Source organism: Pseudomonas sp. PSE1(2024) (assembly GCF_050990555.1).
Classification (GTDB): domain Bacteria; phylum Pseudomonadota; class Gammaproteobacteria; order Pseudomonadales; family Pseudomonadaceae; genus Aquipseudomonas; species Aquipseudomonas aphyarum.
Genome location: NZ_CP158967.1, coordinates 4,848,456 through 4,873,949, shown reverse-complemented (window position 1 = coordinate 4,873,949; position 25,494 = coordinate 4,848,456). Strand labels below are relative to the sequence as shown.

Below are 25,494 nucleotides of genomic sequence, written 5' to 3'. Positions count from 1 at the left end.
CGAAGAGGGAGTGGCAGTCGCCATCTACGCTGACTGATACACCGCCTTCGCGAGCAAGCCCGCTCCCACACTGATCTCTGTTTATGCAGTCAGTGCCTGGTTTTTTTTCTGTGAATTTATAAGAGAAAGGAGTGACACCATGCTGGTGATGCGCCCTGCGCAAATGGCTGATCTGGGCGAGGTACAGCGTCTGGCTGCGGACAGCCCGATTGGTGTCACTTCCTTGCCGGATGACGTTGAACGCCTGAGCGACAAGATCGCTGCGAGCGAAGCCTCGTTTGCCGCCGAAGTGAGCTTCAACGGCGAAGAGAGTTACTTCTTCGTCCTCGAAGACACCGCCACCGGCAAACTGGTGGGCTGCTCGGCAATCGTCGCGTCGGCCGGTTATTCCGAGCCGTTCTACAGCTTTCGCAACGAGACCTTCGTGCACGCCTCCCGCGAGCTGAAGATCCACAACAAGATCCACGTGCTCTCGCAATGCCACGACCTGACCGGCAACAGCTTGCTGACCAGTTTCTACGTGCAGCGCGAGCTGGTGGGTTCGCCGTGGTCTGAGCTCAACTCCCGTGGCCGTCTGCTGTTCGTCGCCAGCCACCCGGAGCGATTCGCCGATTCGGTGGTGACCGAGATCGTCGGTTACAGCGACGAGAACGGCGACTCGCCGTTCTGGGACGCCATCGGTCGCAACTTCTTCGACCTGAACTACGCCGAGGCCGAGCGTCTGTGTGGCCTGAAAAGCCGTACGTTCCTCGCCGAGCTGATGCCGCATTACCCGATCTACGTGCCGCTGCTGCCGGACTCCGCTCAGGAAGCGATGGGCCAGGTGCACCCGCGTGCGCAGATCACCTTCGACATCCTGATGCGCGAAGGCTTCGAGACCGATCACTACATCGACATCTTCGACGGTGGCCCGACCCTGCATGCGCGCGTTTCGGGGATCCGTTCGATCGCCCAGAGCCGCGTGGTGCCGGTGAAGATCGGCGAGCCGGTCAAAGGTGCCGGTCGCCAGTATCTGGTGGCCAATGCCCAGTTGCAGGATTACCGCGCGGTATTGCTGGAGCTGGATTACGCGCCGGGCAAACCGGTGACCCTGGATCTGGAAGCGGCCGAAGCCCTGGGCGTCGGTGAAGGTGCCAGCGTGCGCCTGGTGGCGGTTTAACGCCTTAGCGAGTTTCACGGGTGGCCACGGCGGCCCGTTTGAGGAGATAGCATGATTGTTCGTCCCGTACGCAGCAGCGATTTGTCCGCTCTGATCGACCTGGCCCGCAGCACCGGCACCGGCCTGACCACCTTGCCGGCCAACGAAGAGCGCCTGACCCACCGGGTCGGCTGGGCCGAGAAGACCTTTCGCGGTGAAGCCGGCCGTGGCGACGCGGACTACCTGTTCGTGCTCGAAGACGATGACGGTCGCGTGGTGGGGATTTCCGCCATCGCCGGCGCCGTCGGTCTGCGCGAGCCTTGGTATAACTTCCGCGTCGGCCTGACCGTCAGCGCCTCGCAGGAACTGAACATCTATCGCGAGATCCCGACGCTGTTCCTGGCCAACGACCTGACCGGCAACTCCGAACTGTGCTCGCTGTTCCTGCACGCCGATTACCGCACCGGCCTCAACGGTCGCATGCTGTCCAAGGCGCGGATGCTGTTCATCGCCGAATTCCCGCAACTGTTCGGCAACAAGATCATCGCCGAGATGCGCGGCGTGTCGGATGACGCTGGCCGTTCGCCGTTCTGGGAAAGCCTGGGCCGTCACTTCTTCAAGATGGAATTCAGCCAGGCCGATTACCTGACCGGTGTCGGCAACAAGGCGTTCATCGCTGAACTGATGCCGAAATTCCCGCTGTACACCTGCTTCCTGTCGCCGGACGCGCGCAACGTCATCGGTCAGGTGCACCCGGACACCGAGCCGGCGCTGGCGATGCTCAAGAGCGAAGGTTTCAGCTATCAGGGTTACGTCGACATCTTCGACGCCGGCCCGGCCATCGAGTGCGAGACCAGCAAGATCCGTGCGGTGCGTGACAGCGAAGCGCTGGTGCTGGCCATCGGCACGCCGGGCGACGACGCCACGCCGTTCATCATCCATAACCGCAAACGCGAAGACTGCCGCATCACGGCTGCGCCGGCCCGTCTGGCCGCTGGCACCCTGGTGGTCGATCCGCTGACCGCCAAACGTCTTCAACTCAACGCTGGCGATCAGGTTCGCGCCGTGGCGTTGTCTGCTGCTCGGGAGTCGAAATAATGAATTCGCTATACATCGCAGGTGAGTGGCTGGCCGGTCAGGGCGAGGCCTTTCAATCGCTGAACCCGGTGACCCAGCAAGTGCTGTGGTCGGGGGAGGGCGCCACTGCCGCTCAGGTCGAGTCGGCCGTGCAGGCTGCGCGTCAGGCGTTCCCGGGCTGGGCCCGTCGTACCCTGGAAGATCGCATCAGCGTGCTCGAAGCTTTCGCCGCCGCGCTGAAAAACCATGCCGACGAACTGGCCCGCACCATCGGTGAGGAAACCGGCAAACCGCTGTGGGAAGCCGCGACCGAAGTCACCAGCATGGTCAACAAGATCGCGATCTCGGTGCAGAGCTACCGCGAACGCACCGGCGAGAAGAGCGGCCCGCTGGGCGACGCCACCGCCGTGTTGCGCCACAAGCCTCACGGTGTGGTGGCGGTGTTCGGCCCTTACAACTTCCCCGGTCATTTGCCGAACGGCCACATCGTGCCGGCGCTGCTGGCCGGTAACAGCGTGCTGTTCAAACCAAGCGAGCTGACCCCGAAAGTCGCCGAGCTGACGGTCAAGTGCTGGATCGAAGCCGGTCTGCCGGCCGGCGTGCTGAACCTGCTGCAAGGCGCCCGTGAAACCGGTATCGCACTGGCAGCGAACCCAGGCATCGACGGTCTGTTCTTTACCGGTTCGAGCCGTACCGGCAATCACCTGCACCAGCAGTTCGCCGGTCGTCCGGACAAGATTCTTGCGCTGGAAATGGGTGGCAACAATCCGTTGGTGGTCGATCAGGTCGCTGATCTTGATGCGGCGGTGTACACGATCATTCAGTCGGCGTTCATTTCTGCCGGTCAGCGTTGCACTTGCGCCCGTCGTCTGCTGGTGCCGGAAGGCGCGTGGGGCGACAGCCTGCTCAAGCGCCTGGTGGAAGTCAGCTCGACCATCGAAGTCGGCGCGTTCGATCAGCAGCCGGCGCCGTTCATGGGCTCGGTGGTTTCCCTTGGCGCGGCAAAAGCGTTGATGGATGCTCAGGCGCATCTGTTGGCCAACGGCGCAGTGTCGCTGCTGGCAATGACTCAGCCGCAGGCGCAGTCGGCGCTGCTGACCCCGGGCATCGTTGATGTGACGGCGGTTGCCGATCGCTCCGACGAAGAACTGTTCGGTCCGTTGCTGCAAGTGATCCGCTACGCCGATTTCGCGGCGGCGATTGCCGAAGCCAACGACACCGCATTTGGTCTGGCCGCTGGCCTGCTGTCGGATTCCGAAGAGCGCTACCAGCAGTTCTGGCTGGAAAGTCGTGCCGGGATCGTCAACTGGAACAAGCAGCTGACCGGTGCTGCGAGCAGCGCACCGTTCGGCGGTGTCGGCGCTTCGGGCAACCACCGCGCCAGCGCCTACTACGCGGCGGATTACTGCGCGTACCCGGTGGCCTCGCTGGAAACTCCAAGCCTGGTGTTGCCGGCGGCCCTGACGCCTGGCGTGAAGATGGCGTGATGCCCATTCGCGAGCAAGCTCGCTCCCACAAGGGCGATGAGATCCCTGTGGGAGTGAGCTTGCTCGCGAAGGCCGCGACTCGGTCTTATTGAATTGTTACCCGATGCCTATAACAACAGATTCTCGTGGAGCCTCGCTGATGAAATCCTATGAAGTCAATTTTGACGGTCTAGTGGGGCCGACCCATAACTACGGTGGTCTGTCCTACGGCAACGTTGCGTCCCAGAGCAACAGCCAGCAGTCTTCGAACCCGAAGGAAGCGGCGCTGCAAGGCCTGGCGAAAATGAAAGCGCTGATGGAAATGGGCTTTCAGCAGGGCGTTCTCGCACCGCAGGAACGTCCGGACGTGGCTGCTCTGCGCCGTCTGGGTTTCAGCGGCACCGACGCTCAGGTGATCGAGCGCGCCGCCAAAGAAGCGATGCCGCTGCTGGTTGCCAGCTGCTCGGCGTCGAGCATGTGGGTGGCCAACGCTGCCACGGTCAGCCCGAGTGCCGACACCGCTGACGGTCGCGTGCATTTCACCGCCGCCAACCTGAACTGCAAATACCACCGCAGCATCGAGCACCCAACCACCAGTCGCGTGCTGGGCGCGATGTTCGCCAACCAGCAACACTTCGCGCACCACGCCGCATTGCCGGCGGTGGCGCAGTTCGGCGACGAAGGCGCAGCGAACCACACGCGTTTCTGCCGTGAGTACGGCGAGGCCGGCGTCGAGTTCTTCGTGTTCGGTCGCAGTGCGTTCGACACCCGTTACCCGGCACCGCAGAAATACCCGGCGCGCCAGACCCTCGAAGCGTCGCAAGCAGTCGCTCGTTTGCACGGCCTGCGTGACGACGGCGTGGTTTACGCGCAGCAAAACCCGGCGGTGATCGATCAGGGCGTGTTCCATAACGACGTGATCGCGGTGGGCAACGGCGAGGTGCTGTTCTATCACGAGGACGCGTTCCTCGACACCGATCAGATGCTGGCTGAACTGCAAGCCAAACTGGCCAAGGTCGGCGGCAACTTCCAGTCGGTCTGCGTGCCGCGTTCGGCGGTCACCGTGGACGACGCGGTGCGTTCCTACCTGTTCAACAGCCAGCTGTTGTCGCGTCCTGACGGTTCGATGCTGCTGATCGTGCCGGAAGAGTGCCGTGGCAACGAGCGCGTGTGGAATTACCTGCAAGGCCTGACCAGCTCCGGCGGCCTGATCCGCGAAGTGAAAGTCTTTGATCTCAAGCAAAGCATGCAGAACGGCGGTGGCCCGGCGTGCCTGCGTCTGCGTGTCGCGCTCAACGAAACCGAGCTGGCGGCCGTCAACCCAGGGGTTATCATGACCGCCCCGTTGTACGGTTCGTTGACCGCATGGGTTGAAAAGCACTATCGCGACCGCCTGACCGAAAGTGATCTGGCGGATCCGCAATTGCTGCTTGAATGCCGGACGGCACTGGATGAACTGACGCAAATCCTTAAACTGGGCGCGGTTTATCCATTCCAGATCAATTGATGGCCGGCGCGTTGCCTGAACGCGGCGCGCGGCTTGTCTCCCCAACAGAGCGTAAAAAAGACATGAGCGATTCCCTGCGGCTAATCCTTGAAGACACCGACGGCAAGCAACTGGAAACTTCCTGCACCCGCGTCGCGGTCATGTGGCAAGGCAAAGAGCTGTGGATCCAGCAGGACGGCCGCGGCCAACTGTTGATCGGCGTGGACGTCGAAGAGGGCGACGAAGAGTACGCCAACCTGCTGTTGCGCCCATTGGCGACTAATCTGGTAAGTCTGCAACTGGAGATGGAACCGGCTGATCTCGGCGACGATGACGGCCACGTGCACGGCCCGGATTGCAATCACGACCACTAAGGAAACCGCTCTATGCTCGCCCTCGGCAAACTGCTTGAACTGACCCTCGCCGGCCGCGAACCGGCGGAGAAGACTCAACTGACTGTCGAAGGCGTGCGCATGCGCTGGTTGAGCGAGGGTGCGCTGGAAGTCCGGCCACCCGAAGCGCGCGACAATGGCCTGGACCTGCTGCTGTCGGCAGGCATCCACGGCAACGAAACGGCACCGATCGAATTGCTCGACCGGTTGCTGCATGACATCGCTCGCGGCGATCTGAAGCCGCGCGCACGCATTCTGTTCCTGTTCGGCAACCCGGAAGCGATTCGCAAGGGCGAGCGTTTCGTCGAGCAGGACGTCAATCGGCTGTTCAACGGCCGTCACGAACAAAGCAGCGGTTCCGAAGCCCTGCGCGCCTGCGAGCTGGAACGCCTGGCGGCGAGTTTCTTCAGTCTTCCTGATCGTCAGCGCCTGCACTACGACCTGCACACCGCGATTCGTGGTTCGAAGATCGAGCAGTTCGCTTTATATCCGTGGAAGGAAGGTCGCCAGCATTCCCGTCTTGAACTGGCCCGCCTGCGCGCCGCCGGCATGGAAGCGGTGCTGTTGCAGAACAAGCCGTCGATCGTGTTCAGCTCCTACACCTACGACAAGCTGGGGGCCGAGTCCTTCACTCTGGAGCTGGGCAAGGCGCGGCCGTTCGGGCAGAACGCCGGGGTCAATGTGTCGCTGCTGGAAACCCGTCTGAAGCAGATCATCGAAGGCACCGAGCCGGAGATGGCCGAGCAGGGGCTGGACGGTCTTCAACTGTTCAGCGTGGCACGGGAAATCATCAAGCACAGCGATGCGTTCCGCCTGAACCTGCCGGCGGACATCGAAAACTTTTCGGAACTGGATGTGGGTTATGTGCTGGCCGAAGATCTGGCCAATACCCGCTGGATCATCGAAGAGCAGGGCGCGCGGATCATCTTCCCCAACCCCAAGGTCAAGAACGGCCTGCGGGCGGGCATTCTGATCGTGCCGACTACTGACGAAAATCTCGCCTGATTTCTCCGTGAAGATCGTTCCCACGCTCCGCGTGGGAATGCCTCAATGGACGCTCTGCGTCCGCTTTTGGGACGCGGAGCGTCCCGGGCTGCATTCCCACGCAGAGCGTGGGAACGATCATGGAAAGGTCAGACCGCTACGGCGCGCGGCTCGGTGCGGCGCAACGCACGCACTTTCTGCAGCGTATCGGCGCAGGTCTTCGCCGCTTCCTGACCCTTGTGCACGAAATGCTCGAAGAAGAACTTCTGGTGTTCTTCGCCGGCGTGGAAGTGGTGCGGGGTCAGCGATACCGAGAACATCGGCACTTCGGTTTCCAGCTGAACCTGCATCAGGCCGCTGACCACCGACTGGGCGACGAACTCGTGACGGTAGATCCCGCCGTCCACCACCAGGGCGGCGGCAACGATACCGGCATAACGACCGGTCTTGGCCAGCAGCTTGGCGTGCAGAGGCATTTCAAAGGCGCCGCCGACTTCGAAGAAATCGATGTCTGATTCCTGATAACCCTGAGCGATCATTTCGGCGAGGAAACCTTTACGGCTCTGGTCGACGATTTCCTTGTGCCAGCAGGCCTGGATGAACGCGACGCGCTCGCCGTGGGTGTGTTTGCTTTTGCTGTCGATAGCGGTGGGTTGCATGTTCTGACTCCTGTTTGTGTAAAAAACAGGGCGTTATGAATCGAAAGGGATTCAAGGGTACGCACGCTCGCGCGAACACGGCGGACGGCCCTTTGGCGTCAATCCCGTTCTCTCTTCATCCGGACTATGACCGTCGGCCCCGGAATCACACCGGGTCTGCTGACCTTGCCGCCGTTCACGGCTTTTGCCGTGTCCGTCACCAAGCGCTCGCGGGCTATGCGCATTGCGCGCAATTACCGCCGGTGGGGAATTGCACCCCGCCCTGAGAACGTTTCGCCGCCCTTTATCGGGCGGCGCAGCGTTTTTAACACAGATTGCCGGGCTGTGCATTGCGCCTTTGTGATGATTGCCATCGGATTTTTCGAAGCGCAGGAAACGACTTTTCCTTGCGCAAGGGTTGATTAATCCGCGCCATGCCCGCAGTAATTCCTCTTCGTAAAGGGATTTCCCCTACTGACTTGAGGCCAGGTTCATGAGCGTTATCGATCTTCGCAGCGACACCGTCACTCAACCGACTCCCGCCATGCTCGACGCGATGACCCGCGCCGATACCGGCGATGACGTGTATGGCGAAGATCCGACGGTCAATCGTCTGGAAGCCGAACTGGCGAAACGGCTGGGTTTCGCCGCCGCGCTGTTCGTTCCGACCGGCACCATGAGCAACCTGCTGGGCTTGATGGCGCACTGCGAGCGCGGTGACGAATACATCGTTGGCCAACAGGCGCACACCTATAAGTACGAGGGCGGTGGTGCCGCGGTACTCGGTTCGATCCAGCCACAGCCGCTGGAAGTGCAGGCCGATGGCTCGCTGGACCTGGATCAGGTGGCAGCGGCGATCAAGCCTGATGACTTCCACTTCGCCCGCACCCGCCTGCTGGCGCTGGAAAACACCATGCAGGGCAAAGTGCTGCCGCTGGACTATCTGGCCCGGGCCCGCCAGTTCACTCAGGACAATGGTCTTCAGCTGCATCTGGACGGCGCGCGGCTGTACAACGCGGCGGTCAAGCTCGGGGTCGATGCCCGGGAAATCACCCAATACTTCGATTCGGTCTCGGTGTGCCTGTCCAAAGGCCTCGGTGCGCCGGTCGGTTCGGTGCTGTGCGGTTCGTCGGCGTTGATTGCAAAGGCCCGGCGCCTGCGCAAAATGGTCGGTGGCGGCATGCGTCAGGCCGGATTGCTGGCGGCGGCGGGGCTATATGCGTTGGACCACAACGTCGAGCGTCTGGCGGATGACCATGCCAACGCCCAGTTTTTGGCCGAAGGCCTGCGCGAGGCCGGTTTCAGCGTCGAACCGGTGCAGACCAACATGGTTTACGTGCAGATGGGCGACCGTGCCGAGGCGATCAAGGCATTCGCTGCCGAGCGCGGGATCAAATTGAGCGCCGCCTCGCGGTTGCGGATGGTCACGCACATGGACGTCAATCGCTCGCAAATCGAGCAAGTGGTCGCGACATTCGTCGAGTTTTCGCGCAAGTGACAGCGTTAGCCACCCAATTGACCGTTTCTATCGTATAAACACGCTGTACCCCGCGCGCAGGGCCGATATAATGCGGCCCTTTGCCGTCGTTTCGTCTGTTGACGTTTCGTACAGGCCTTTGGCCGCAGCCTCCGTGGAAGAACCTAATGAAAAGCGCAGAAATCCGTGAAGCCTTCCTTCGCTTCTTCGAAGAGCAAGGCCACACCCGTGTAGCCTCCAGCTCTTTGATTCCGGGCAACGACCCAACCCTGCTGTTCACCAACGCGGGGATGAACCAGTTCAAGGACTGCTTCCTGGGCCAGGAAAAGCGCGCGTACACCCGTGCGACCAGCAGCCAGAAATGCGTGCGTGCCGGTGGCAAGAACAGCGACCTGGAAAACGTCGGTTATACCGCCCGTCACCACACCTTCTTCGAAATGCTGGGCAACTTCAGCTTCGGTGACTATTTCAAGCACGACGCGATTACCTTCGCCTGGACGTTCCTGACCGGCGTTCTGAAACTGCCGAAGGAAAAACTCTGGGTCACCGTCTACGCCTCCGACGACGAAGCGTATGACATCTGGACCAAAGAAATCGGTGTGCCGGTCGAGCGCATGATTCGTATCGGCGACAACAAAGGCGCGCCTTACGCCTCCGACAACTTCTGGACCATGGGCGATACCGGCCCGTGCGGCCCATGCACCGAAATCTTCTACGATCACGGCGACCACATCTGGGGCGGCCCTCCGGGTTCGCCGGAAGAAGACGGCGACCGTTACATCGAGATCTGGAACAACGTGTTCATGCAGTTCAACCGCACCGCCGACGGCGTGTTGCATCCGTTGCCAGCGCCGTCGGTCGACACCGGCATGGGCCTGGAGCGGATCAGTGCGGTGATGCAGCACGTCAACTCCAACTACGACATCGACCTGTTCAAGAACCTGCTGAAAGCTTCGGCTGAGGCAATCGGTTGCGAAAATGGCGACCAGTCTTCGCTCAAGGTTGTTTCCGACCACATCCGTTCGTGCGGTTTCCTGATCGCCGACGGCGTGCTGCCGTCCAACGAAGGCCGTGGCTACGTGCTGCGCCGGATCATCCGTCGTGCCTGCCGTCACGGTAACAAGCTGGGCGCCACCGGCAGCTTCTTCTACAAGATCGTTGCGGCACTGGTCGCCGAGATGGGCGAAGCGTTCCCGGAACTGAAGAAGCAGCAATCCAACATCGAGCGCGTGCTCAAGGCCGAAGAGGAACAATTCTCCAAGACCCTGGATCACGGCTTGAAGATCCTCGAGCAGGATCTGCTGGAACTCAAAGGCACCGTGGTGCCGGGCGACGTGGTGTTCAAACTCTACGACACCTACGGTTTCCCGATGGACCTGACTGCGGACATCGCTCGCGAGCGCAGCCTGACCATCGACGAAGTCGGTTTCGAACGCGAGATGGAAGCCCAGCGTGTTCGTGCACGTTCGGCCAGTTCGTTCGGTCTGGACTACAACACGCTGGTCAAGGTGGATGTGGCCACCGAGTTCACCGGTTACACCGACACCAGCGGTTCGGCGAAAATTGTCGCTATCTATAAAGATGGCCAGTCGGTCGACGTCTTGAATGAAGGCGAAGAGGCGGTGATCGTTCTGAATCAGACGCCGTTCTACGCTGAATCCGGCGGCCAGGTGGGCGATTGCGGTTATCTGCAGGCCGGCAACAGCCGTTTCGACGTGCGCGACACCACCAAGACCGGCGGCGCGTTCCTGCACCACGGCGTGCTGGCATCCGGCAGCCTGATCATCGGCGCGCCAGTGGAAACCCACGTGGATGCCGAAGTGCGTCATGCGACTTCGTTGAACCACTCGGCCACCCACCTGCTGCACGCTGCGCTGCGTCAGGTATTGGGCGAGCACGTTCAGCAGAAAGGTTCGTTGGTGGATAGCCAGCGCCTGCGCTTCGACTTCAGCCACTTCGAAGCGATCAAGCCTGAGCAGATCAAGGCGCTGGAAGACATCGTCAACGCCGAGATTCGCAAGAACTCCGCTGTTGAAACCGAAGAAACCGACATCGAAACCGCCAAGCAGAAAGGCGCGATGGCGCTGTTCGGCGAGAAGTACGGCGACAACGTGCGCGTGCTGAGCATGGGCGGTGATTTCTCCGTCGAGCTGTGCGGCGGTATTCACGCCAACCGTACCGGCGACATCGGCCTGCTGAAAATCATCAGCGAAGGCGGTGTGGCATCGGGCGTGCGTCGTATCGAAGCGGTCACCGGCGCTGCGGCGCTGGCTTACTTGAACGCTGCTGAAGAACAACTCAAGGAAGCGGCCAGCCTGGTCAAGGGCAGCCGCGACAACCTGATCGACAAGCTGTCGGCTGTGCTGGAGCGCAACCGTGCGCTTGAAAAGCAGCTCGAGCAGTTGCAGGCCAAGGCCGCTGCTGCCGCAGGCGACGATCTGTCGGCTTCGGCCGTGGACGTCAAGGGCGTGAAAGTGCTGGCCGTGCGTCTGGATGGTCAGGACGGCAAGGCGCTGCTGGCGCTGGTCGATCAGCTGAAAAACAAACTCGGCCGCGCAGTGATCCTGCTCGGCAGTGTCCATGAGGAAAAGGTCGTATTGGTTGCAGGCGTAACCAAGGACCTGACTGGCCAACTCAAAGCCGGTGATTTGATGAAACAGGCTGCTGCGGCAGTGGGCGGGAAGGGCGGTGGTCGTCCGGACATGGCGCAGGGCGGCGGTGTCGACGCCGGCGCGCTGGATGGCGCACTGGCGCTGACCGTTCCATTCGTCGAGCAGGGTTTATAAGACGGCCCGTCGGGCCCGCAGTCTAGTGGCGGGCCCGGCGGCTGTTCGAGTGATTATTGGGCGCCCTTCATGGGCAGAGGCGGCTTTGAAATGGCTTTGATCGTACAGAAATTTGGAGGCACCTCGGTCGGCACTGTCGAGAGAATCGAGCAGGTCGCCGACAAGGTTAAGAAATTCCGCGATGCCGGCGATGACCTGGTGGTTGTGCTGTCTGCAATGAGCGGCGAAACCAACCGTCTGATCGATCTGGCCAAGCAAATCAGTGGCGAAGATCAACCGGTTCCCCGTGAACTGGACGTGATCGTTTCCACCGGTGAGCAGGTGACAATCGCCTTGTTGGCGATGGCGCTGATCAAGCGCGGTGTGCCGGCGGTGTCGTATACCGGCAACCAGGTACGGATCCTGACGGACAGCGCGCACAATAAAGCGCGTATCTTGCAGATTGATGACCAGAAGATCCGCGGTGACTTGAAAGCAGGTCGCGTGGTGGTGGTCGCCGGTTTCCAGGGCGTCGACGAGCACGGCAACATCACGACCTTGGGTCGTGGCGGTTCCGACACCACCGGCGTGGCGCTGGCCGCTGCGCTGAAGGCTGACGAATGCCAGATCTACACCGACGTCGATGGTGTCTACACCACTGACCCGCGTGTGGTATCGGTTGCTCAGCGTCTGGACAAGATCACCTTCGAAGAGATGCTGGAAATGGCCAGCCTCGGTTCCAAGGTGCTGCAGATCCGCGCGGTGGAGTTCGCCGGCAAGTACAACGTTCCGCTGCGCGTACTGCACAGCTTCAAGGAGGGTCCGGGCACCCTCATTACTATTGATGAAGAGGAAACCATGGAACAGCCGATCATTTCCGGCATCGCTTTCAACCGCGATGAAGCCAAGCTGACCATCCGTGGCGTGCCAGACACCCCGGGCGTGGCGTTCAAGATTCTCGGCCCGATCAGTGCCGCGAACATCGAAGTCGACATGATCGTGCAGAACGTCGCGCACGATAACACCACCGACTTCACCTTCACCGTGCACCGCAACGACTACCAGTCCGCGCAAACCGTGCTGGAAAACACCGCTCGCGAGATCGGTGCCCGTGAAGTGGTTGGCGACACCAAGATTGCCAAGGTCTCGATTGTCGGCGTCGGCATGCGTTCCCACGCAGGCGTGGCCAGCCGCATGTTCGAATCCCTGGCAAAAGAAAGCATCAACATCCAGATGATCTCGACCTCGGAAATCAAGGTTTCCGTGGTGATCGAAGAGAAGTACCTGGAACTGGCCGTGCGCGCCCTGCACACGGCTTTCGAACTGGACGCTCCGGCCCGTCAGGGCGAGTAATCCTGGTCAATGAAGGGCGCGGTCTGACCGCGCCCTTTATTTTTTGAATGGCGTGAGCCCTGAACTGTTCTTTTGCTCGCGCTGGTCAATACTCAGGCATGTAGGGCTACGATCGCTCCGGTTGTAGGTCGGGTGCCTTTTTTTTGCAGACTGTTGTCCCTGAAATGATTCGCGTGAGGAGAAAGGTATGCTGATTCTGACTCGTCGGTGCGCAGAAAGCCTGATTATCGGTGATGGCGAAATCACCGTGACCGTGCTCGGCGTTAAAGGAAATCAAGTGCGTATCGGCGTCAACGCCCCGAAAGAGGTGGCCGTGCACCGTGAAGAAATCTATCTGCGTATAAAGAAAGAGAAGGACGAAGAACCAAGCCATTAATTTTTATCGATTTTTATGTTTGCAAACGGGGAAGAAGGTGGTTAATATACGCCCCGTGTTGCGGAGAGCTGGCCGAGTGGCCGAAGGCGCTCCCCTGCTAAGGGAGTACACCTCAAAAGGGTGTCGGGGGTTCGAATCCCCCGTTCTCCGCCATTATTTGCTTAGTACGTTGTAATCTGGCTTTTTCTGTAAGTTGTTGAAATTTATAGAAAAAGTGGTTGGAATAGAGATTAGACGGGCTATAATGCGGCGCAATAAATGCACTCGTAGCTCAGCTGGATAGAGTACTCGGCTACGAACCGAGCGGTCACAGGTTCGAATCCTGTCGAGTGCACCATTTAAGAGTCAATTGCAGCGATGTAAATGACTCGGCATCAACCAGTTGTGATCTGGTCTAAAAACACAAAATGCACTCGTAGCTCAGCTGGATAGAGTACTCGGCTACGAACCGAGCGGTCACAGGTTCGAATCCTGTCGAGTGCACCATTTAAGAGTCAGTTGCAGCAATGCAGATGACTTGGTTAGAGCCAGTTGTGGTCTGGTCTAAAAACACAAATTGCACTCGTAGCTCAGCTGGATAGAGTACTCGGCTACGAACCGAGCGGTCACAGGTTCGAATCCTGTCGAGTGCACCATATACCGAAAAGCCCGCGTTTAACGCGGGCTTTTTGCTGTCCGGGATTTGGCTTTTCCCGTCACGCATCCTTTCTCATCAAAATCGATTTGAGCACTGCGGCCTCGCTTGAGGTCGTAACGATAACTCGTTGCCGAATTGCGGATGCTCACCTTGTCGGGTTTGCCCAAGGCGCTTTCAACCTCCTGTTGGCTCATGCCGGCGATGATTCGTTGATTGATGATTGCCTCGCGTTTCTGTCGCGCGTCGATCAGATCTCCACATTTATCGTGAGTGCGCCCGACGACGGCCATTTCTCGCTTTCTGATATTCATACCGGATATTTCTTCGTGCCGGGCTTCGGGTATCAGGGTGACTGTCGAGCCAGGCGAGTAGGGGCGAACTTCCTGCAATGAAAGGTGCTCATCGTTCGCGCAGCTCAGCGTGGTGAACGTGACGCGACCATCAGAAGCTTCGCAGCGATGAAGTGTCGTTGCGCTCCCGATGGCGGGCAGGCAGAGCAGGGTGGTCAGCATGAATCGGGATGTTTTCGATGGCATTCGGCGTCCTCCGTGACGATTGTCCCCAAGCGTAGTCGGCAGTTTTTTCACCGCCGGTGTGTTTTCTTTTCAGGATGAGTCGTCGCAGTGTGAAGGATCAGGACAGCGCTCAGCTTTGTCTCGCAAGCGCTTGTTTCAGCCACTATTTTTTAACGTTTAAAACCGTCAGGCGGTGTATCATTGCGCCCGTCAGCCCCGCCGGGGCTTATGGAAAACCTCCATGGACTTACCCAGTAGTTATTCAGTAACCCGTTTCACCAATCATGAATTGACTGATTGATCCTTCCGGCGTGCCCCGCTGCTGGGAGTGGAGTTCGCCTATGTCCGAAATCGAAGTAAAGAAAACACAGGAAAGCCTGCAGGATCGCCTGGCTCAGGTCGTCGAACTGCTGCAGCGCCAGCGGGTCGTCGAAGACCTGACTCATCGCCAGGAAGGCCCGCATCATGACCGGGTCGAGAACCTGGTCCACCGGCAAAATCTCGTCGAGCTGCAACGCAAGCTCGATGATCTGCACTCCGCTGACGTCGCCTACATTCTTGAAGCCCTGCCGCTGGACGATCGTCTGACGCTCTGGCAACTGGTCAAGGCCGATCGCGACGGCGACATTCTTCTCGAAGTATCCGATTCCGTCCGTGAAACGCTGATCGCCGACATGGACGATCACGAGCTCCTGGCTGCGGCCAAGGACATGGATGCCGACGAACTTGCTGACCTGGCCTCCGAGCTGCCGCGAGACGTCGTCCATGAGCTGATGGAGACTCTGGACCAGCAACAACGCGAACGTGTGCGTTCGGCCCTCTCCTACGACGAGGAGCAGGTCGGTGCGCTGATGGACTTCGAGATGGTGACCATCCGTGAGGATGTCAGTCTCGAAGTGGTTCTGCGTTACCTGCGTCGCCTCAAAGAACTGCCGGGCCATACCGACAAACTGTTCGTCGTCGACTACGACGGCGTGCTCAAGGGCGTGCTGCCGATCAAGCGTTTGCTGGTGAATGACCCGGAGAAACAGGTTTCCGAAGTCATGGCCAGTGACCCGGTGAGTTTTCACCCGGATGAAGACGCCTACGACGCCGCTCAGGCGTTCGAGCGTTACGACTTGATCTCGGCCCCGGTGGTCGACAAGAACGGCAAGCTGATCGGCCGTCTGACCATCGACGAGATGGTCGACCTGATTCGTGAGGAGAGCGAAAGCGAAGTCCTCAACATGGCGGGTCTGCGTGAAGAGGAAGACATCTTCGCCTCCGTCTGGAAATCCCTGCGCAACCGTTGGGCGTGGCTGGCGATCAACCTGATCACTGCATTCGTCGCATCGCGGGTGATCGGCCTGTTCGAAGGTTCGATCGAGAAGCTGGTGGCTCTGGCGGCGCTGATGCCGATCGTGGCAGGCATTGGCGGCAACTCCGGCAACCAGACGATCACCATGATCGTTCGCGCCATGGCGCTCGACCAGGTCAGCACCGGCAACACCTCGCGTCTGATGCGCAAAGAGCTGGCTGTGGCGTTGATCAATGGCCTGGTCTGGGGTGGAGTGATCGGTGTGGTCGCTTACTTGCTCTACGGCAGCTGGTCGTTGGGTGTAGTGATGACTGCCGCCATGACGTTGAACCTGTTGCTGGCGGCGTTGATGGGGGTATTGATCCCGATGACCCTGGCCAAGATGGGCCGCGATCCGGCGATGGGCGCCAGCGTGATGATCACGGCCATGACCGACAGTGGCGGCTTCTTCATCTTCCTGGGACTGGCGACGATTTTCCTGCTCTGACTGACTGCAATGAAACAGCCCGCCGATTGGCGGGCTTTTTTTCGCCCCTGAAAAACCCGAATTGCAGGCAAAAAAAAGCCAGCATTCATGCTGGCTTGAGATGTTCGGTTTGACTCAGGATGCGTCTGCGGCCATTTCGGCGTCGTGGGCGATCAGAGAAACCAGCGCGTTCTGCTGGCGGTGGGAGAGCTGGCGGAAGCGTTGCAGCAGCTCGCGTTCGTGCAGCGACAGCTCCGGGCTGTCCAGGCGCATGCTCAGCTCTTCGCCCAGTGCACCTTCCTGAATAAGACTCTGCTCAAGGCGCGCAATGATCTCGGAGTTCATGCTGCGATGATGATTGCGAGCCACCTCGGCAATGCGTTCACGCATTCCGTCTGGCAGACGTACGACGAACTTGTCAGCCGTACGGCTGGAATAAATTGCCTGTTTCAATGGGCGCATATATTTAACCGGTTAGTTCAGGGGAGCGGTTCTCGGGATTGGCCGCAGGATGTGTGGTAGGACAAGCATCCGCGCCAAATGGTTCAACCTGAATTGTTAAGAGGCGCGCATCATGCCTCAAAATTGCCAGATCATTGGCGTCAATTCTGTGACAAATATTGATCCGGGTAAAGGCGTAATGCCAGCACCAATTATCAGAAATGCGGACTGGTTTGAAAAGAAAGCATCGGTCCATATCGCTGACCGCGTCCTGAAACACGTCGACTGATGCCCGAAGGCGTCAGAACGTGCATGCTATGCGGGTTGAATCGTTGTTCCTTACCTTGTACAGGATAGTGGCAAATGGCCGATTTACTAGGGGCAAATGCCCGCCGGAGGGCGTTTTCAGGATGGATGGCAGGCTGATTTACCTGATGGGACCTTCCGGCTCAGGCAAGGACAGTCTGATCGAGGCTGCGCGGGAACCCTTGCGGGCGTTGAACTGCGAAATCATCAGACGAGTGATCACCCGTTCGGCCGAATCCGTGGGTGAGGATGCGATCGGCGTGACGCCCCAGGAGTTCGAGCAGCGTCAGCGCGCCGGCGAGTTTGCACTGGCGTGGGAGGCCAATGGTCTCGCCTACGGGATTCCGGTGGAAATGGACCAATGGTTGAAAGCCGGGAAACACGTCCTGGTGAACGGGTCTCGCGCGAACCTCCGGCAGGCGCTGGAAAGCTACCCGACACTGGTGCCGGTGTTGCTGACGGTTCGAGATAACGTCTTGCGTGAGCGCCTGCTCCGGCGTGGCCGGGAGACGCTTGAGCAGATCGATGCGAGGCTGGCCCGCAACACGCTATTCAAGGACAGGCGATCAACCGATAGCCCTGTGCACCTGATCGACAACTCGGGCGACCTGGCCGACGCCGTCAATCATCTGCTGGAGCTGGTCAGGCTTAGCGCAATACCGGATCAAACTTGATCTTGCGACCGGCCACCAGCGCCAATACGAACAGCGCCGAGAAGACGCCGCAACCGATCAGCGGCAGGGATATTTCGGTTTCCTCGAACAGCGAAAAATGCCCGAGGCCACTCAATAAGGCGAGGATCAGAAATCCTGCAGCTGACTTGGACATGCTGTACTCCTGAAGATATTTCAAAACACCAGACGTTCAGTCGAATGCGCCGGCAACGCCTGTTCAGACTCGCTGACCGCTTGCGGGGCGAAGCTCTGATCGCTCAACACCGCCCATTGCGGCGCCTTCTGCACTTGCAGGTAATGCGGCATGCGCCCGGCCACTTTCTCGTTGTCCTCGGGGACGAAGTGAAAGCCCACCAGGACGGCCAGTGCGATTGCGTTTGCGAACACGAGGGCGCTGTTCATGAGACGAGTCTCCGATTGTTCTTGTATAGAACCGGTAAAGCAGCCGTCGTGCCAATAGTCTAACCGCTGTTAAGTCCTTTAAAAACAAGCATTTAACAGGGTTTTTCGGAGAGGGCGCATTGCATTCTGCAATGATGGCTTTTTGCGGTGATGCAAATTGCACGGTAAAACATCCGGCACCTTTGCAAGGCGCCTGCCTACACTTAAAAAGCCCTGCGGACGACATGACAAATCAGGGCCCGGCCGTTAACATGCACGCCGTCTGTCGCACCGACAGTCCTGTGTCCCAGTAGCTCAATTGGATAGAGCATCCCCCTCCTAAGGGGAAGGTTGGCAGTTCGAACCTGCCCTGGGACACCATCTATTGAAAAGCCCCGCGCAGAGTGATCTGCGCGGGGCTTTTTGTTTTCACGAATTTATAAGCGGAAGCGACTGACCATTGTGTTGAACGACGCCGCCAGGTTGGAGAGTTCCTGAGTCGAGGCGCTGGTCTGATGCGCGCCTGCCGCTGTCTGGGTGGAAAGATCCTGAATGTTGACCAGATTTCGGTCGACTTCACGAGCAACGTGTGCCTGTTCTTCCGAGGCTGTCGCGATGACGAGGTTGCGGTCATTGATCTGCGAGATGCCGTCGGCAATCAGCTCCAGGGCCTGGCCGGTCGCTTGCGCCAGTGACTGGGTTTCGCTGACCAGCGCCTGGCTTTTCCCCATGGCGCCGACGGCCTCGTCTGCACTGTTGCGAACGTCGTTGATCATGCCTTCGATTTCCCCCGTCGAAGCCTGGGTTCTCGCCGCCAGGGCTCTTACCTCGTCGGCAACGACGGCAAAACCTCGACCTTGCTCACCCGCGCGTGCAGCCTCGATGGCGGCGTTAAGCGCCAGCAGATTGGTTTGCTCTGCTATCCCCCTGATGACATCCAGAACCTTGCCGATGTCCCGTACTTTCTCTGCCAGATCCTTGACCATGGTCGTGGAGGTAGCGATTTCCGTGGTTGCATGGTTGATCGCGGCAACGGCGTTTCGCGCCTGGTCGCGGCCGTTGCTGGCTTCCCGGCTGGTGGTCTGGGAGGCCTCGGAAGTGGATACCGCGTTGCGCGCAACCTCCTCCACAGCGGAGGTCATCTCCGTGACGGCGGTCGCAGCCTGCTGGATCTCGTCATTCTGACGTATCAAGCCACGGCTTCCATTGTCAGTGACGGCGGTGAGTTCTTCTGCAGCTGAAGCCAGTTGATCTGCCGCGCTGGCGATCTGCTGGATAGTGCTTTTCAGACTGCCCTGCATCTCGGCCAGGGCCGTGAGCAACTGACCGGCCTCGTCGCGGCCGGTGCTGGCGATGTTTTGAGTTAAGTCGCCCCCAGCGATGCTTCGGGCGCTTTCAACGGCTTTGGAGATGGGGCGGCTGATCAGTCGGCTGATGAACAGGCCGAGCAAAATCGCAGCGACGAAGGCCAGCACGATGCCAATGTACAGCGACGTCTTGGCGGAAGACTCCGTCAGAACCGATCGTTTTGCGGCTTCGCTGACTTGCATGTCGTTGGAGTTGGTCATGATGGTCAATTCGTCCATGACGACGCGGTAGTTTTTCTGCAGGTCGCCGAGCAGCAATTCGCGGCCGTTTTCCAGGTCCCCGGCCTTCATCAGGGCCAGATACCTTTGCACGATCGCCTGGTAAACGGGCCAGGCTTTTTCCATTCGGTCACCGGCCGCACGCTCGTCGTCGGCAAGCTCGGTTTTTCGGTATTCGGCAAAGGCTTTTTCGCTCGCCAACTGGTTGGCGCTCATCGAGGCGAGAAATTCGTCCTTGGTGCTCTGGGGCAGGTTGGCGGCTGTGGCGACGTAAAGCCGATACATGTCACGGGTCTGTCCGACAGCCTTGATTTTGGTCTGCGCGATGTTGGCGACGGCGACGAGGTTGTTGCCGAACACCGATCTGAGGCTTGTCGAGAGTTCGGTCACTCCCCGGCTTCCCAGCAGGCCCACCCCCAGGGTGATGAAGGCGCACGCCGCGAAGGCCGTGATCAATTTCGTGGAAAGTCTTGCGTCATTCAACCAACTCATAAGGGGCATCCTGCTGACATGTGGGGGCGGGTCAATATCGAGCGCAGCTCGTAAGCAAATGGCTTGTCGTCGTACATCTTTCGGCTGCAGAGTCCACAACTGTAGGGTTACCAGTTGTTTCTCATCTAAATATATTCTGCATAAAACCCCTTGTAACCATTGGTTTAGAGCATTCAGCACATACCTACAAAAGATGGCACTTGGCCTTTTCTATTTATTGCCAAGTGTTACATTGTGTGGAATATTCCAATAAATACGTACGACATCGTACCTCTTCGCCCTCGGCTTACGAGATGGCGAGGATGGCTTGTTCGTGCTTGCCGGAACCGTGAAAAAAAAGAACGAAGCAGCCTAGGGTAGGACTCATGTCGCGTCGCATTGATAAAGGGAAACGCAGGGGGTACGCCTCTGCCGGATTGGTTACGCTGCTGATCGCCATAGCTGGCACCGCGTACGGCGAGACGCTCGACAGCACCGCGTCGGTGGGCAAGCGTCTGGCGGTAGCCGCTGACTGTGTGGCTTGTCATACGGCGCCAGGCGGCAAGGCTTTTGCGGGTGGCTATCCGCTCGGCTCACCGATGGGCACGATCTACTCGACCAACATCACGCCTTCGAAAACGGCGGGTATCGGCAATTACACGTCTGAGCAATTCGCCCGTGCGGTGCGTGACGGGGTGGCGGCCGATGGCACTCGGCTTTACCCGGCGATGCCCTACACCTCTTATTCGAAGATGACCGACAGCGACATTGCTGCGCTCTACGACTACTTCATGCATGAGGTGACGCCGGTCGATACGCCGAACCAGAAAACCGCTCTGGATTTCCCGTTCAATATTCGTGCATCGATGATTGGCTGGAACGCGCTGTTCCACAGCAAAACACGCTTCACACCGGATCCGGCCAAGTCCGCCGAGGTCAATCGTGGCGACTATCTGGTCAACGGCCTGGCTCACTGCGACACCTGCCACACGCCGCGCAATGTCCTGATGGCGGCCGACAGCGCAAAACCGTTGGCCGGCGGATCGCTGGGCAGTTGGTATGCCCCCAATATCACTTCCGACAAAGTCAGCGGTATCGGGGCCTGGTCAAACGACGAGATCGTGGCGTATCTGCGTACCGGTCACGTCGAGGGCAAGGCCCAGGCGGCAGGTCCAATGGCCGAAGCGGTGGAGAACAGTCTGCAGCATCTGAGCGATGTGGATCTCAAAGCCATCGCGGCCTATCTGCTGCAGACGGCGCCGATCAAGACCGGAGAGAGCAAGGCCCGGCACGAGTACGGTCAGGCTTCGGTCGATGAATTGACGCTGCGCGGAGGCAAACCGGGGGACAACCCGGGCTGGCACATTTTCAGTGGCACTTGCGCCAACTGCCATCAGCCGAACGGTCAGGGCACCCGGGAATATCCATCGCTGTTTCACAACACCGCCACCAGTCGCAGCGACAACCTGATTGCGGCCATCGTGTATGGCGTGCACCGCGAAGTCGACGGTGTGGCCATCGACATGCCGGGTTTCGGCCCTGACGCGCTGTTCACCGACCGCCTGAACGACCAGCAGATTGCCGACGTCAGCAACTACGTGCTGTCGCGCTACGGCAATGCCGACACGATTGTCACCGCCGCCGATGTGGCGCAGGTACGGGAAGGTGGTCCCAAGGCACCGCTGGCAGTGATGGCGAAGTTTACGATCCCGGTCATCATTCTCGTGTGCTTGCTGATCGGCCTGGGCGCATGGGCCTTGATGGCACGTCGGCGCAAGGAGGCCTGAGCAATGGACACTTCAATGACGCACAAACACGAAAAAATTCAAACCGAAAGCTCGACGGGGCTCACTCGCCGCAATCTGTTGCGCGGTTCCGTGGCGCTGGGGCTGGCGGCGATGATCGGCAGTGCGCTGCCCTGGCAATCGGTGCTGGCAGCCCAGGTATCGAGCGACGATTTCATTGCGCTGTCGCAGTTTCTGGTCAGTCGTGCGGTCAATCCGGTTCTGGCCGGTCGTTACTACGCCGCACTGGAAAAGCGCGCGCCGAATTTCTCGACCAATGTAATTGCCCTGAAGCAATTGATCGGCGCACAGGGGTACAGGCATGTCGACGAATACCTGGCGCAGCCGAATCCGGATCCATCGCTGCGAGCCACGGCCACCAGCATCATTTCCGCCTGGTATCTGGGCATTGTCGGTGAGCCGGCGGATGCCGAGCTGATCAGCTATTCCCTCGCCATGATGTATCAGCCCACTCACGGCATTCTCATCATTCCAACCTACGGTGGCGGCCCGGATTCATGGGGTCCCAAACCAGCAGTCAATCAGGACTCGACAGTATGAGCAGCGATCAATTCGATGCCGATGTGGTGATCATCGGCTCCGGTGTCATGGGCGGCCTGATCGCCACGGGCCTGGCCAAAGCGAACAAGTCGGTGATCGTGCTCGAGGCCGGTCCTCGGGTGAATCGCCGTGATGTGGTGGAAACGTTCCGCAATGCTCCGGTGAAACTCTCGCTGGCCAATGCGAAGCTGCAGGGTGCCGGGTCGCCTTATCCGAGCCTGCCCCATGCGCCCTCTACCTATGGCGACTATCTGCAGCAGGTAGGGCCGGTGAAATACAACACCTCTTATCTGCGTGTGGTGGGCGGCACCACCTGGCATTTCGGGTCATCGCTGTGGCGCATGCTGCCCAACGATTTTCGTCTCAAGTCGTTGTATGGCCGTGGTCGTGACTGGCCCATCAGTTATGACGAACTGGAACCGTATTACGCTCGAGCTGAAATCGAACTGGGCGTTTCCGGCGTCGACGGCCAGGACGAAAGCGGGCAGGGCGGAGACGCCTATCCACCGCGCTCGATTCCCTATCCGATGGAAGGCCTGAAACCGAGCTACATGTTCAAGCGCCTTTCCGAATTGCTCAGCAAGGGCGGGTATAACCCGATCCTCGAGCCGAATGGCCGGGCAACCCGCCCCTATGGCAAACGGCCTCCCTGCGCCGGCAACAACAACTGCAACCCGGTGTGCCCGATCGCGGCGAAGTACGACGGTTCTATGCATATCGATGAAGCCGAGCGTCATGGCGCCAAGGTGCTGGACAACTCCGTGGTCTACAAGATCGAGGCGGGCGACGATGGAAAGATCACCGCGATCTGGTACATGCGCCCCGACAAGTCCAAACACAAACTGACCGCACGGGCCTTTGTGCTGGCGGCTTACGGTATCGAGTCGCCGAAGCTGCTCTTGATGTCGACCTCGGAAAAGTATCCGAACGGGATTGCCAACTCGTCGGATCAGGTCGGGCGCAACCTGATGGATCACACCGGCATCAGCATGAACGTCATGACCAAGGAAGACATGTGGCCGGGCGAAGGGCCGACGCAATTGCTGGTTTATCTGAACAGCCGCGATGGCGCGTTTCGCAACGATTATCCGAGCTACAAGATCAAGGTGCGCAACACCGTGCCGACGTCGCAGATCACTTCGAACCTAATTGCCAAAGGCGTGCTGGGCTCGAAGCTCGATGAGCAGATCCGGCTGCAATCGGCGCGCTCCCTGAACTGGGCTGTCGACTTCGAAACCTTGCCACTGCCGGAAAACCGGGTCACCCCGAGCAAGACCAAGTTCGACGCAATCGGTCTGCCGGTTCCCGAGATCTACTACAGCGTTCCCGACTACTGGCACGCCGGCAAAGAGAAGGCTCTGGAGGACTTCAAACAGTTTGCGAAACTGCTCGACGCCGACATCCTCAGCACCGACACGGGCTTCCAGAATCGGCAGCACATCATGGGCACCACCATCATGGGCGATGACCCGAAAGACTCCGTGGTGGACCGCGATTGCCGCAGTCACGACCATTCCAATCTGTTCATCGCGGGCACGAGCGTCATGCCATCGTCCTCCTGCGTGAACCCGACGCTGACAGGTGCGGCGTTGAGTATCCGGATTGCCGATGTGTTGGTGGCGGAGGTCTGAGAAGCGCCCTGAATTGAAAAGCCCCATGCAGAGAAAACTGGTGGGGCTTTTTTGTATTTCGAAGGGCGCGAAGCTTTAGAGACTTTCAGCTCCGCCTTTGGTTTTGCCGACTGATGTGCTGACCTGGGTGATATGTCGGCGCCCGTTCACTGAATAACTGCGCTGCGGATCTTCGGACTCCGGCTTGCGCATCAACAGTAACGCAGGAAGACCGTTTTTTTCGTCGTAGGTACCGAACCAGTTGATCAGTCTTGCGACATAACAATCATCACCAATGATCACGGGGAAGTCGGCGACAGGTTCGACCGCGTAGTAGCTCGCACCATAGCCGTAGTACTCCTCAATGTCCTTGGCGGATTGGGGGATGGGGCAGAGCGGCTTTTTCTGCTGTCCCGTCATCCCCGCATTTGCGTCCAGACCGGTCACAGCTTTGGCGAGCACCTTCTGCAGGGACGGTTCCAGTTCGTAGGCTTTATCGCTGTCCTCGATGTACTGAGTGTGCGGAACGGTCAGTTGGTAGTCGTAGCGCACGCTGATCGTCGGCACCTGCCGGTTGATCTTCAGGGGGTTGAGCAGGTAGACCTGATCTTCGCCGTAGCTGCCGTTCTGGTAGGCGAAATAGATTTTTCCGCGAGCACCGATCAGGTACACGGCCTGATTGGCACCGCGGTCATTGGTATAGAAAAGGACGCTGTCGTTACTGTTCTGAGGGGCAATCTCAGCCTTTCTCCTGATAAACCTGCTGTCGCCCCGACGCCAGGTTTCCGTGTAATGAAACATCCCGGTTCCGCCGGCGTAGGTTTCCACGATGAGGTCGCGCTGGCCGTCACCATCCAGATCCATCAGGGTGTACGAGGTTTGGCCGGACTCTGCGGCTCCCTTGATGTCGGATGCTTGCAGTGCTTTCCACTCGTCTTGCGTGACTTCTTTGGGGATGGTCGTGGGGAAGAGCGGTTGCTCATCTTCATCCAGCTCGGCTGAAAACGAGCTGCCGACGTAGCCAAGGGTCATAGAATTCAGCGCCCGCTCCAGCGCAAACTCCGGATTCTCCTTGCTCATCTCCCGAATCCGCTGCTGCAGATCCTCCATGACCTGTTTATCGATCTCGTCCGGTTTGTAGGCCACTGCGTCGATCCACTGCGCGTGCAACACCTGCAAACGATCCTGATAACGCTGGCTCAGACAACTGACCTCCTCACCACACCGATCACGCTCCTTCAGCCACTGACGCTGAGCCTTTTTCACTTCGGCCTGCGTCGGTGCAGCCTTCATCAGTTTCCGATAAGCCGCCCCCATCTGCGCATCCAGCTCATACAACGGCTTGTCCGCGCATATCGCCTTCTCCACAACACTCGCCGCCTTTGTGCAGTCCATTCCGCTCGCCAGTGCCTGCTGAAAAAGCAGCAGCGCACAGGCCGACACGATGTAGCATCCCTTGATGTACACGATGAATCCTTTGCCGTTGGAAGGTGAGAACCGCCGCGCAGGGTAATCCTTGCGCAACGAATCTTGAACCCTCGCTTCAAGAGAACCGCTGATCCGGCCGATAACCCATTCGGTGACTTCAGAGTCGCGCGAAATCGCTTGATAGC

At 59.3% G+C, this 25,494-nt stretch carries 21 protein-coding genes, 5 tRNA genes, 2 pseudogenes and 1 riboswitch; of the genes and pseudogenes, 20 read left to right on the top strand and 8 right to left on the bottom strand.

All coding sequences use genetic code 11. The annotated features are described in order from the left end of the window. Positions 1-139 precede the first annotated feature (139 nt). The 6 genes from aruF to astE all read left to right on the top strand — a co-directional run bounded on the left by aruF (position 140) and on the right by astE (position 6,564). Positions 140-1,159: an arginine/ornithine succinyltransferase subunit alpha gene (gene aruF / locus ABTV87_RS22135; protein ID WP_007951057.1), complete on the top strand. Its 1,020-nt coding sequence runs from the start codon at positions 140-142 to the stop codon at positions 1,157-1,159. Positions 1,160-1,210: 51 nt separating this feature from the next. Further along, the gene (astA, locus tag ABTV87_RS22130; protein WP_007951056.1) at positions 1,211-2,236 is read left to right on the top strand and encodes an arginine N-succinyltransferase; all 1,026 of its coding nucleotides are present in this window, start codon (positions 1,211-1,213) and stop codon (positions 2,234-2,236) included. After that, positions 2,233-3,702 (top strand): succinylglutamate-semialdehyde dehydrogenase, encoded by a 1,470-nt coding sequence (astD, locus tag ABTV87_RS22125; protein ID WP_164872184.1) that lies wholly within the window; start codon positions 2,233-2,235, stop codon positions 3,700-3,702. The genes astA and astD overlap by 4 nt, the downstream gene beginning before the upstream one ends. Positions 3,703-3,841: 139 nt before the next feature. After that, positions 3,842-5,188 carry an N-succinylarginine dihydrolase gene (astB, locus tag ABTV87_RS22120; RefSeq protein WP_085607454.1) on the top strand — a complete coding sequence of 449 codons (1,347 nt, stop codon included), beginning with the start codon at positions 3,842-3,844 and terminating at the stop codon, positions 5,186-5,188. A gap of 62 nt (positions 5,189-5,250) precedes the next feature. Next, positions 5,251-5,541: a hypothetical protein gene (locus ABTV87_RS22115; RefSeq protein ID WP_064598799.1), complete on the top strand. Its 291-nt coding sequence runs from the start codon at positions 5,251-5,253 to the stop codon at positions 5,539-5,541. Positions 5,542-5,553: 12 nt separating this feature from the next. Beyond that, positions 5,554-6,564, top strand: a complete 1,011-nt coding sequence (gene astE, locus ABTV87_RS22110; protein WP_007951052.1) for a succinylglutamate desuccinylase — start codon at positions 5,554-5,556, stop codon at positions 6,562-6,564. Between the two features lie 128 nt (positions 6,565-6,692). Here the strand turns inward: astE and ABTV87_RS22105 are convergent, their stop codons facing one another. Continuing rightward, positions 6,693-7,202 carry a 6,7-dimethyl-8-ribityllumazine synthase gene (locus ABTV87_RS22105; RefSeq protein ID WP_433898357.1) on the bottom strand — a complete coding sequence of 170 codons (510 nt, stop codon included), beginning with the start codon at positions 7,200-7,202 and terminating at the stop codon, positions 6,693-6,695. A 102-nt stretch (positions 7,203-7,304) separates the two neighbouring features. After that, positions 7,305-7,476, bottom strand: a riboswitch (FMN riboswitch). A 198-nt stretch (positions 7,477-7,674) separates the two neighbouring features. Here ABTV87_RS22105 and ltaE point away from each other — a divergent pair. The 8 genes from ltaE to ABTV87_RS22065 all read left to right on the top strand — a co-directional run bounded on the left by ltaE (position 7,675) and on the right by ABTV87_RS22065 (position 13,787). Continuing rightward, positions 7,675-8,679: a low-specificity L-threonine aldolase gene (gene ltaE / locus ABTV87_RS22100; RefSeq protein ID WP_433898356.1), complete on the top strand. Its 1,005-nt coding sequence runs from the start codon at positions 7,675-7,677 to the stop codon at positions 8,677-8,679. Between the two features lie 146 nt (positions 8,680-8,825). Continuing rightward, positions 8,826-11,444, top strand: a complete 2,619-nt coding sequence (gene alaS / locus ABTV87_RS22095; RefSeq protein WP_433898355.1) for an alanine--tRNA ligase — start codon at positions 8,826-8,828, stop codon at positions 11,442-11,444. A gap of 90 nt (positions 11,445-11,534) precedes the next feature. Beyond that, positions 11,535-12,776, top strand: coding sequence for an aspartate kinase (locus ABTV87_RS22090; protein WP_007951048.1), 1,242 nt, complete (start codon positions 11,535-11,537; stop codon positions 12,774-12,776). Positions 12,777-12,963: 187 nt separating this feature from the next. Further along, positions 12,964-13,152 (top strand): carbon storage regulator CsrA, encoded by a 189-nt coding sequence (gene csrA, locus ABTV87_RS22085; protein ID WP_002554426.1) that lies wholly within the window; start codon positions 12,964-12,966, stop codon positions 13,150-13,152. Between the two features lie 62 nt (positions 13,153-13,214). After that, positions 13,215-13,305: transfer RNA gene (locus ABTV87_RS22080), tRNA-Ser, on the top strand. Positions 13,306-13,412: 107 nt separating this feature from the next. Next, positions 13,413-13,489, top strand: a tRNA-Arg gene (locus ABTV87_RS22075). Between the two features lie 72 nt (positions 13,490-13,561). Further along, positions 13,562-13,638 (top strand) — tRNA-Arg (locus tag ABTV87_RS22070). 72 nt (positions 13,639-13,710) lie between these two features. Next, positions 13,711-13,787: transfer RNA gene (locus tag ABTV87_RS22065), tRNA-Arg, on the top strand. A gap of 19 nt (positions 13,788-13,806) precedes the next feature. Here the strand turns inward: ABTV87_RS22065 and ABTV87_RS22060 are convergent. Next, a complete protein-coding gene (locus ABTV87_RS22060; RefSeq protein ID WP_433898354.1) occupies positions 13,807-14,325 on the bottom strand; it encodes a cell envelope protein SmpA in 519 nt (172 codons plus the stop codon). 320 nt (positions 14,326-14,645) lie between these two features. On the opposite strand from ABTV87_RS22060, the gene mgtE reads away from it, so the two are divergent. Then, positions 14,646-16,088 (top strand): magnesium transporter, encoded by a 1,443-nt coding sequence (gene mgtE, locus ABTV87_RS22055; RefSeq protein WP_007960287.1) that lies wholly within the window; start codon positions 14,646-14,648, stop codon positions 16,086-16,088. Positions 16,089-16,202: 114 nt separating this feature from the next. Here the strand turns inward: mgtE and ABTV87_RS22050 are convergent, their stop codons facing one another. Then, complete coding sequence (locus ABTV87_RS22050; RefSeq protein WP_003178899.1) at positions 16,203-16,529, bottom strand: Arc family DNA-binding protein; 327 nt, start codon at positions 16,527-16,529, stop codon at positions 16,203-16,205. A 389-nt stretch (positions 16,530-16,918) separates the two neighbouring features. Here ABTV87_RS22050 and phnN point away from each other — a divergent pair, with 389 nt between their 5' ends. Further along, a complete protein-coding gene (gene phnN, locus ABTV87_RS22045; RefSeq protein ID WP_433898353.1) occupies positions 16,919-17,488 on the top strand; it encodes a phosphonate metabolism protein/1,5-bisphosphokinase (PRPP-forming) PhnN in 570 nt (189 codons plus the stop codon). On the opposite strand, the gene ABTV87_RS22040 is transcribed toward phnN, so the two are convergent. Further along, complete coding sequence (locus ABTV87_RS22040; RefSeq protein ID WP_007960291.1) at positions 17,463-17,642, bottom strand: PA3371 family protein; 180 nt, start codon at positions 17,640-17,642, stop codon at positions 17,463-17,465. The genes phnN and ABTV87_RS22040 overlap by 26 nt on opposite strands. A gap of 20 nt (positions 17,643-17,662) precedes the next feature. Next, on the bottom strand, positions 17,663-17,890 hold the full coding sequence (locus ABTV87_RS22035) for a hypothetical protein (RefSeq protein ID WP_085701582.1): 228 nt from the start codon (positions 17,888-17,890) through the stop codon (positions 17,663-17,665). A 283-nt stretch (positions 17,891-18,173) separates the two neighbouring features. On the opposite strand from ABTV87_RS22035, the gene ABTV87_RS22030 reads away from it, so the two are divergent. Beyond that, a tRNA-Arg gene (locus ABTV87_RS22030) sits at positions 18,174-18,250 on the top strand. A 56-nt stretch (positions 18,251-18,306) separates the two neighbouring features. Here the strand turns inward: ABTV87_RS22030 and ABTV87_RS22025 are convergent. Further along, positions 18,307-18,900 (bottom strand): annotated as a pseudogene (locus ABTV87_RS22025) (methyl-accepting chemotaxis protein); the annotation flags it as partial. A gap of 312 nt (positions 18,901-19,212) precedes the next feature. Next, positions 19,213-19,947, bottom strand: a pseudogene (locus ABTV87_RS22020) (MCP four helix bundle domain-containing protein); the annotation flags it as partial. Between the two features lie 365 nt (positions 19,948-20,312). On the opposite strand from ABTV87_RS22020, the gene ABTV87_RS22015 reads away from it, so the two are divergent. From ABTV87_RS22015 to ABTV87_RS22005, 3 genes are read left to right on the top strand one after another with little or no spacing between them, the layout of a single operon-like run. Beyond that, the gene (locus tag ABTV87_RS22015; protein ID WP_085607440.1) at positions 20,313-21,713 is read left to right on the top strand and encodes a c-type cytochrome; all 1,401 of its coding nucleotides are present in this window, start codon (positions 20,313-20,315) and stop codon (positions 21,711-21,713) included. A gap of 3 nt (positions 21,714-21,716) precedes the next feature. Next, positions 21,717-22,271 carry a sugar dehydrogenase complex small subunit gene (locus ABTV87_RS22010; protein ID WP_433898352.1) on the top strand — a complete coding sequence of 185 codons (555 nt, stop codon included), beginning with the start codon at positions 21,717-21,719 and terminating at the stop codon, positions 22,269-22,271. Then, the gene (locus ABTV87_RS22005; RefSeq protein WP_039772094.1) at positions 22,268-23,902 is read left to right on the top strand and encodes a GMC family oxidoreductase; all 1,635 of its coding nucleotides are present in this window, start codon (positions 22,268-22,270) and stop codon (positions 23,900-23,902) included. Before ABTV87_RS22010 ends, ABTV87_RS22005 begins: the two co-directional genes overlap by 4 nt. Positions 23,903-23,977: 75 nt before the next feature. Here ABTV87_RS22005 and ABTV87_RS22000 read toward each other — a convergent pair whose 3' ends face one another. After that, positions 23,978-25,348, bottom strand: coding sequence for a lysozyme inhibitor LprI family protein (locus ABTV87_RS22000; protein ID WP_433898351.1), 1,371 nt, complete (start codon positions 25,346-25,348; stop codon positions 23,978-23,980). Positions 25,349-25,494 lie beyond the last annotated feature (146 nt).

Bases quoted from the DNA above. Each gene is read 5' to 3' on its own strand.
- ABTV87_RS22090 (WP_007951048.1), top strand. From the start codon at position 11,535: ATGGCTTTGATCGTACAGAAATTTGGAGGCACCTCGGTCGGCACTGTC.
- ABTV87_RS22040 (WP_007960291.1), bottom strand. From the start codon at position 17,642: ATGTCCAAGTCAGCTGCAGGATTTCTGATCCTCGCCTTATTGAGTGGC.
- mgtE (WP_007960287.1), top strand. From the start codon at position 14,646: ATGTCCGAAATCGAAGTAAAGAAAACACAGGAAAGCCTGCAGGATCGC.
- phnN (WP_433898353.1), top strand. From the start codon at position 16,919: ATGGATGGCAGGCTGATTTACCTGATGGGACCTTCCGGCTCAGGCAAG.
- alaS (WP_433898355.1), top strand. From the start codon at position 8,826: ATGAAAAGCGCAGAAATCCGTGAAGCCTTCCTTCGCTTCTTCGAAGAG.
- ABTV87_RS22060 (WP_433898354.1), bottom strand. From the start codon at position 14,325: ATGCCATCGAAAACATCCCGATTCATGCTGACCACCCTGCTCTGCCTG.
- ABTV87_RS22005 (WP_039772094.1), top strand. From the start codon at position 22,268: ATGAGCAGCGATCAATTCGATGCCGATGTGGTGATCATCGGCTCCGGT.
- ABTV87_RS22010 (WP_433898352.1), top strand. From the start codon at position 21,717: ATGGACACTTCAATGACGCACAAACACGAAAAAATTCAAACCGAAAGC.
- astB (WP_085607454.1), top strand. From the start codon at position 3,842: ATGAAATCCTATGAAGTCAATTTTGACGGTCTAGTGGGGCCGACCCAT.
- ABTV87_RS22115 (WP_064598799.1), top strand. From the start codon at position 5,251: ATGAGCGATTCCCTGCGGCTAATCCTTGAAGACACCGACGGCAAGCAA.
- ABTV87_RS22050 (WP_003178899.1), bottom strand. From the start codon at position 16,529: ATGCGCCCATTGAAACAGGCAATTTATTCCAGCCGTACGGCTGACAAG.
- ltaE (WP_433898356.1), top strand. From the start codon at position 7,675: ATGAGCGTTATCGATCTTCGCAGCGACACCGTCACTCAACCGACTCCC.
- ABTV87_RS22105 (WP_433898357.1), bottom strand. From the start codon at position 7,202: ATGCAACCCACCGCTATCGACAGCAAAAGCAAACACACCCACGGCGAG.
- astE (WP_007951052.1), top strand. From the start codon at position 5,554: ATGCTCGCCCTCGGCAAACTGCTTGAACTGACCCTCGCCGGCCGCGAA.
- astA (WP_007951056.1), top strand. From the start codon at position 1,211: ATGATTGTTCGTCCCGTACGCAGCAGCGATTTGTCCGCTCTGATCGAC.
- csrA (WP_002554426.1), top strand. From the start codon at position 12,964: ATGCTGATTCTGACTCGTCGGTGCGCAGAAAGCCTGATTATCGGTGAT.
- aruF (WP_007951057.1), top strand. From the start codon at position 140: ATGCTGGTGATGCGCCCTGCGCAAATGGCTGATCTGGGCGAGGTACAG.
- ABTV87_RS22015 (WP_085607440.1), top strand. From the start codon at position 20,313: ATGTCGCGTCGCATTGATAAAGGGAAACGCAGGGGGTACGCCTCTGCC.
- ABTV87_RS22035 (WP_085701582.1), bottom strand. From the start codon at position 17,890: ATGAACAGCGCCCTCGTGTTCGCAAACGCAATCGCACTGGCCGTCCTG.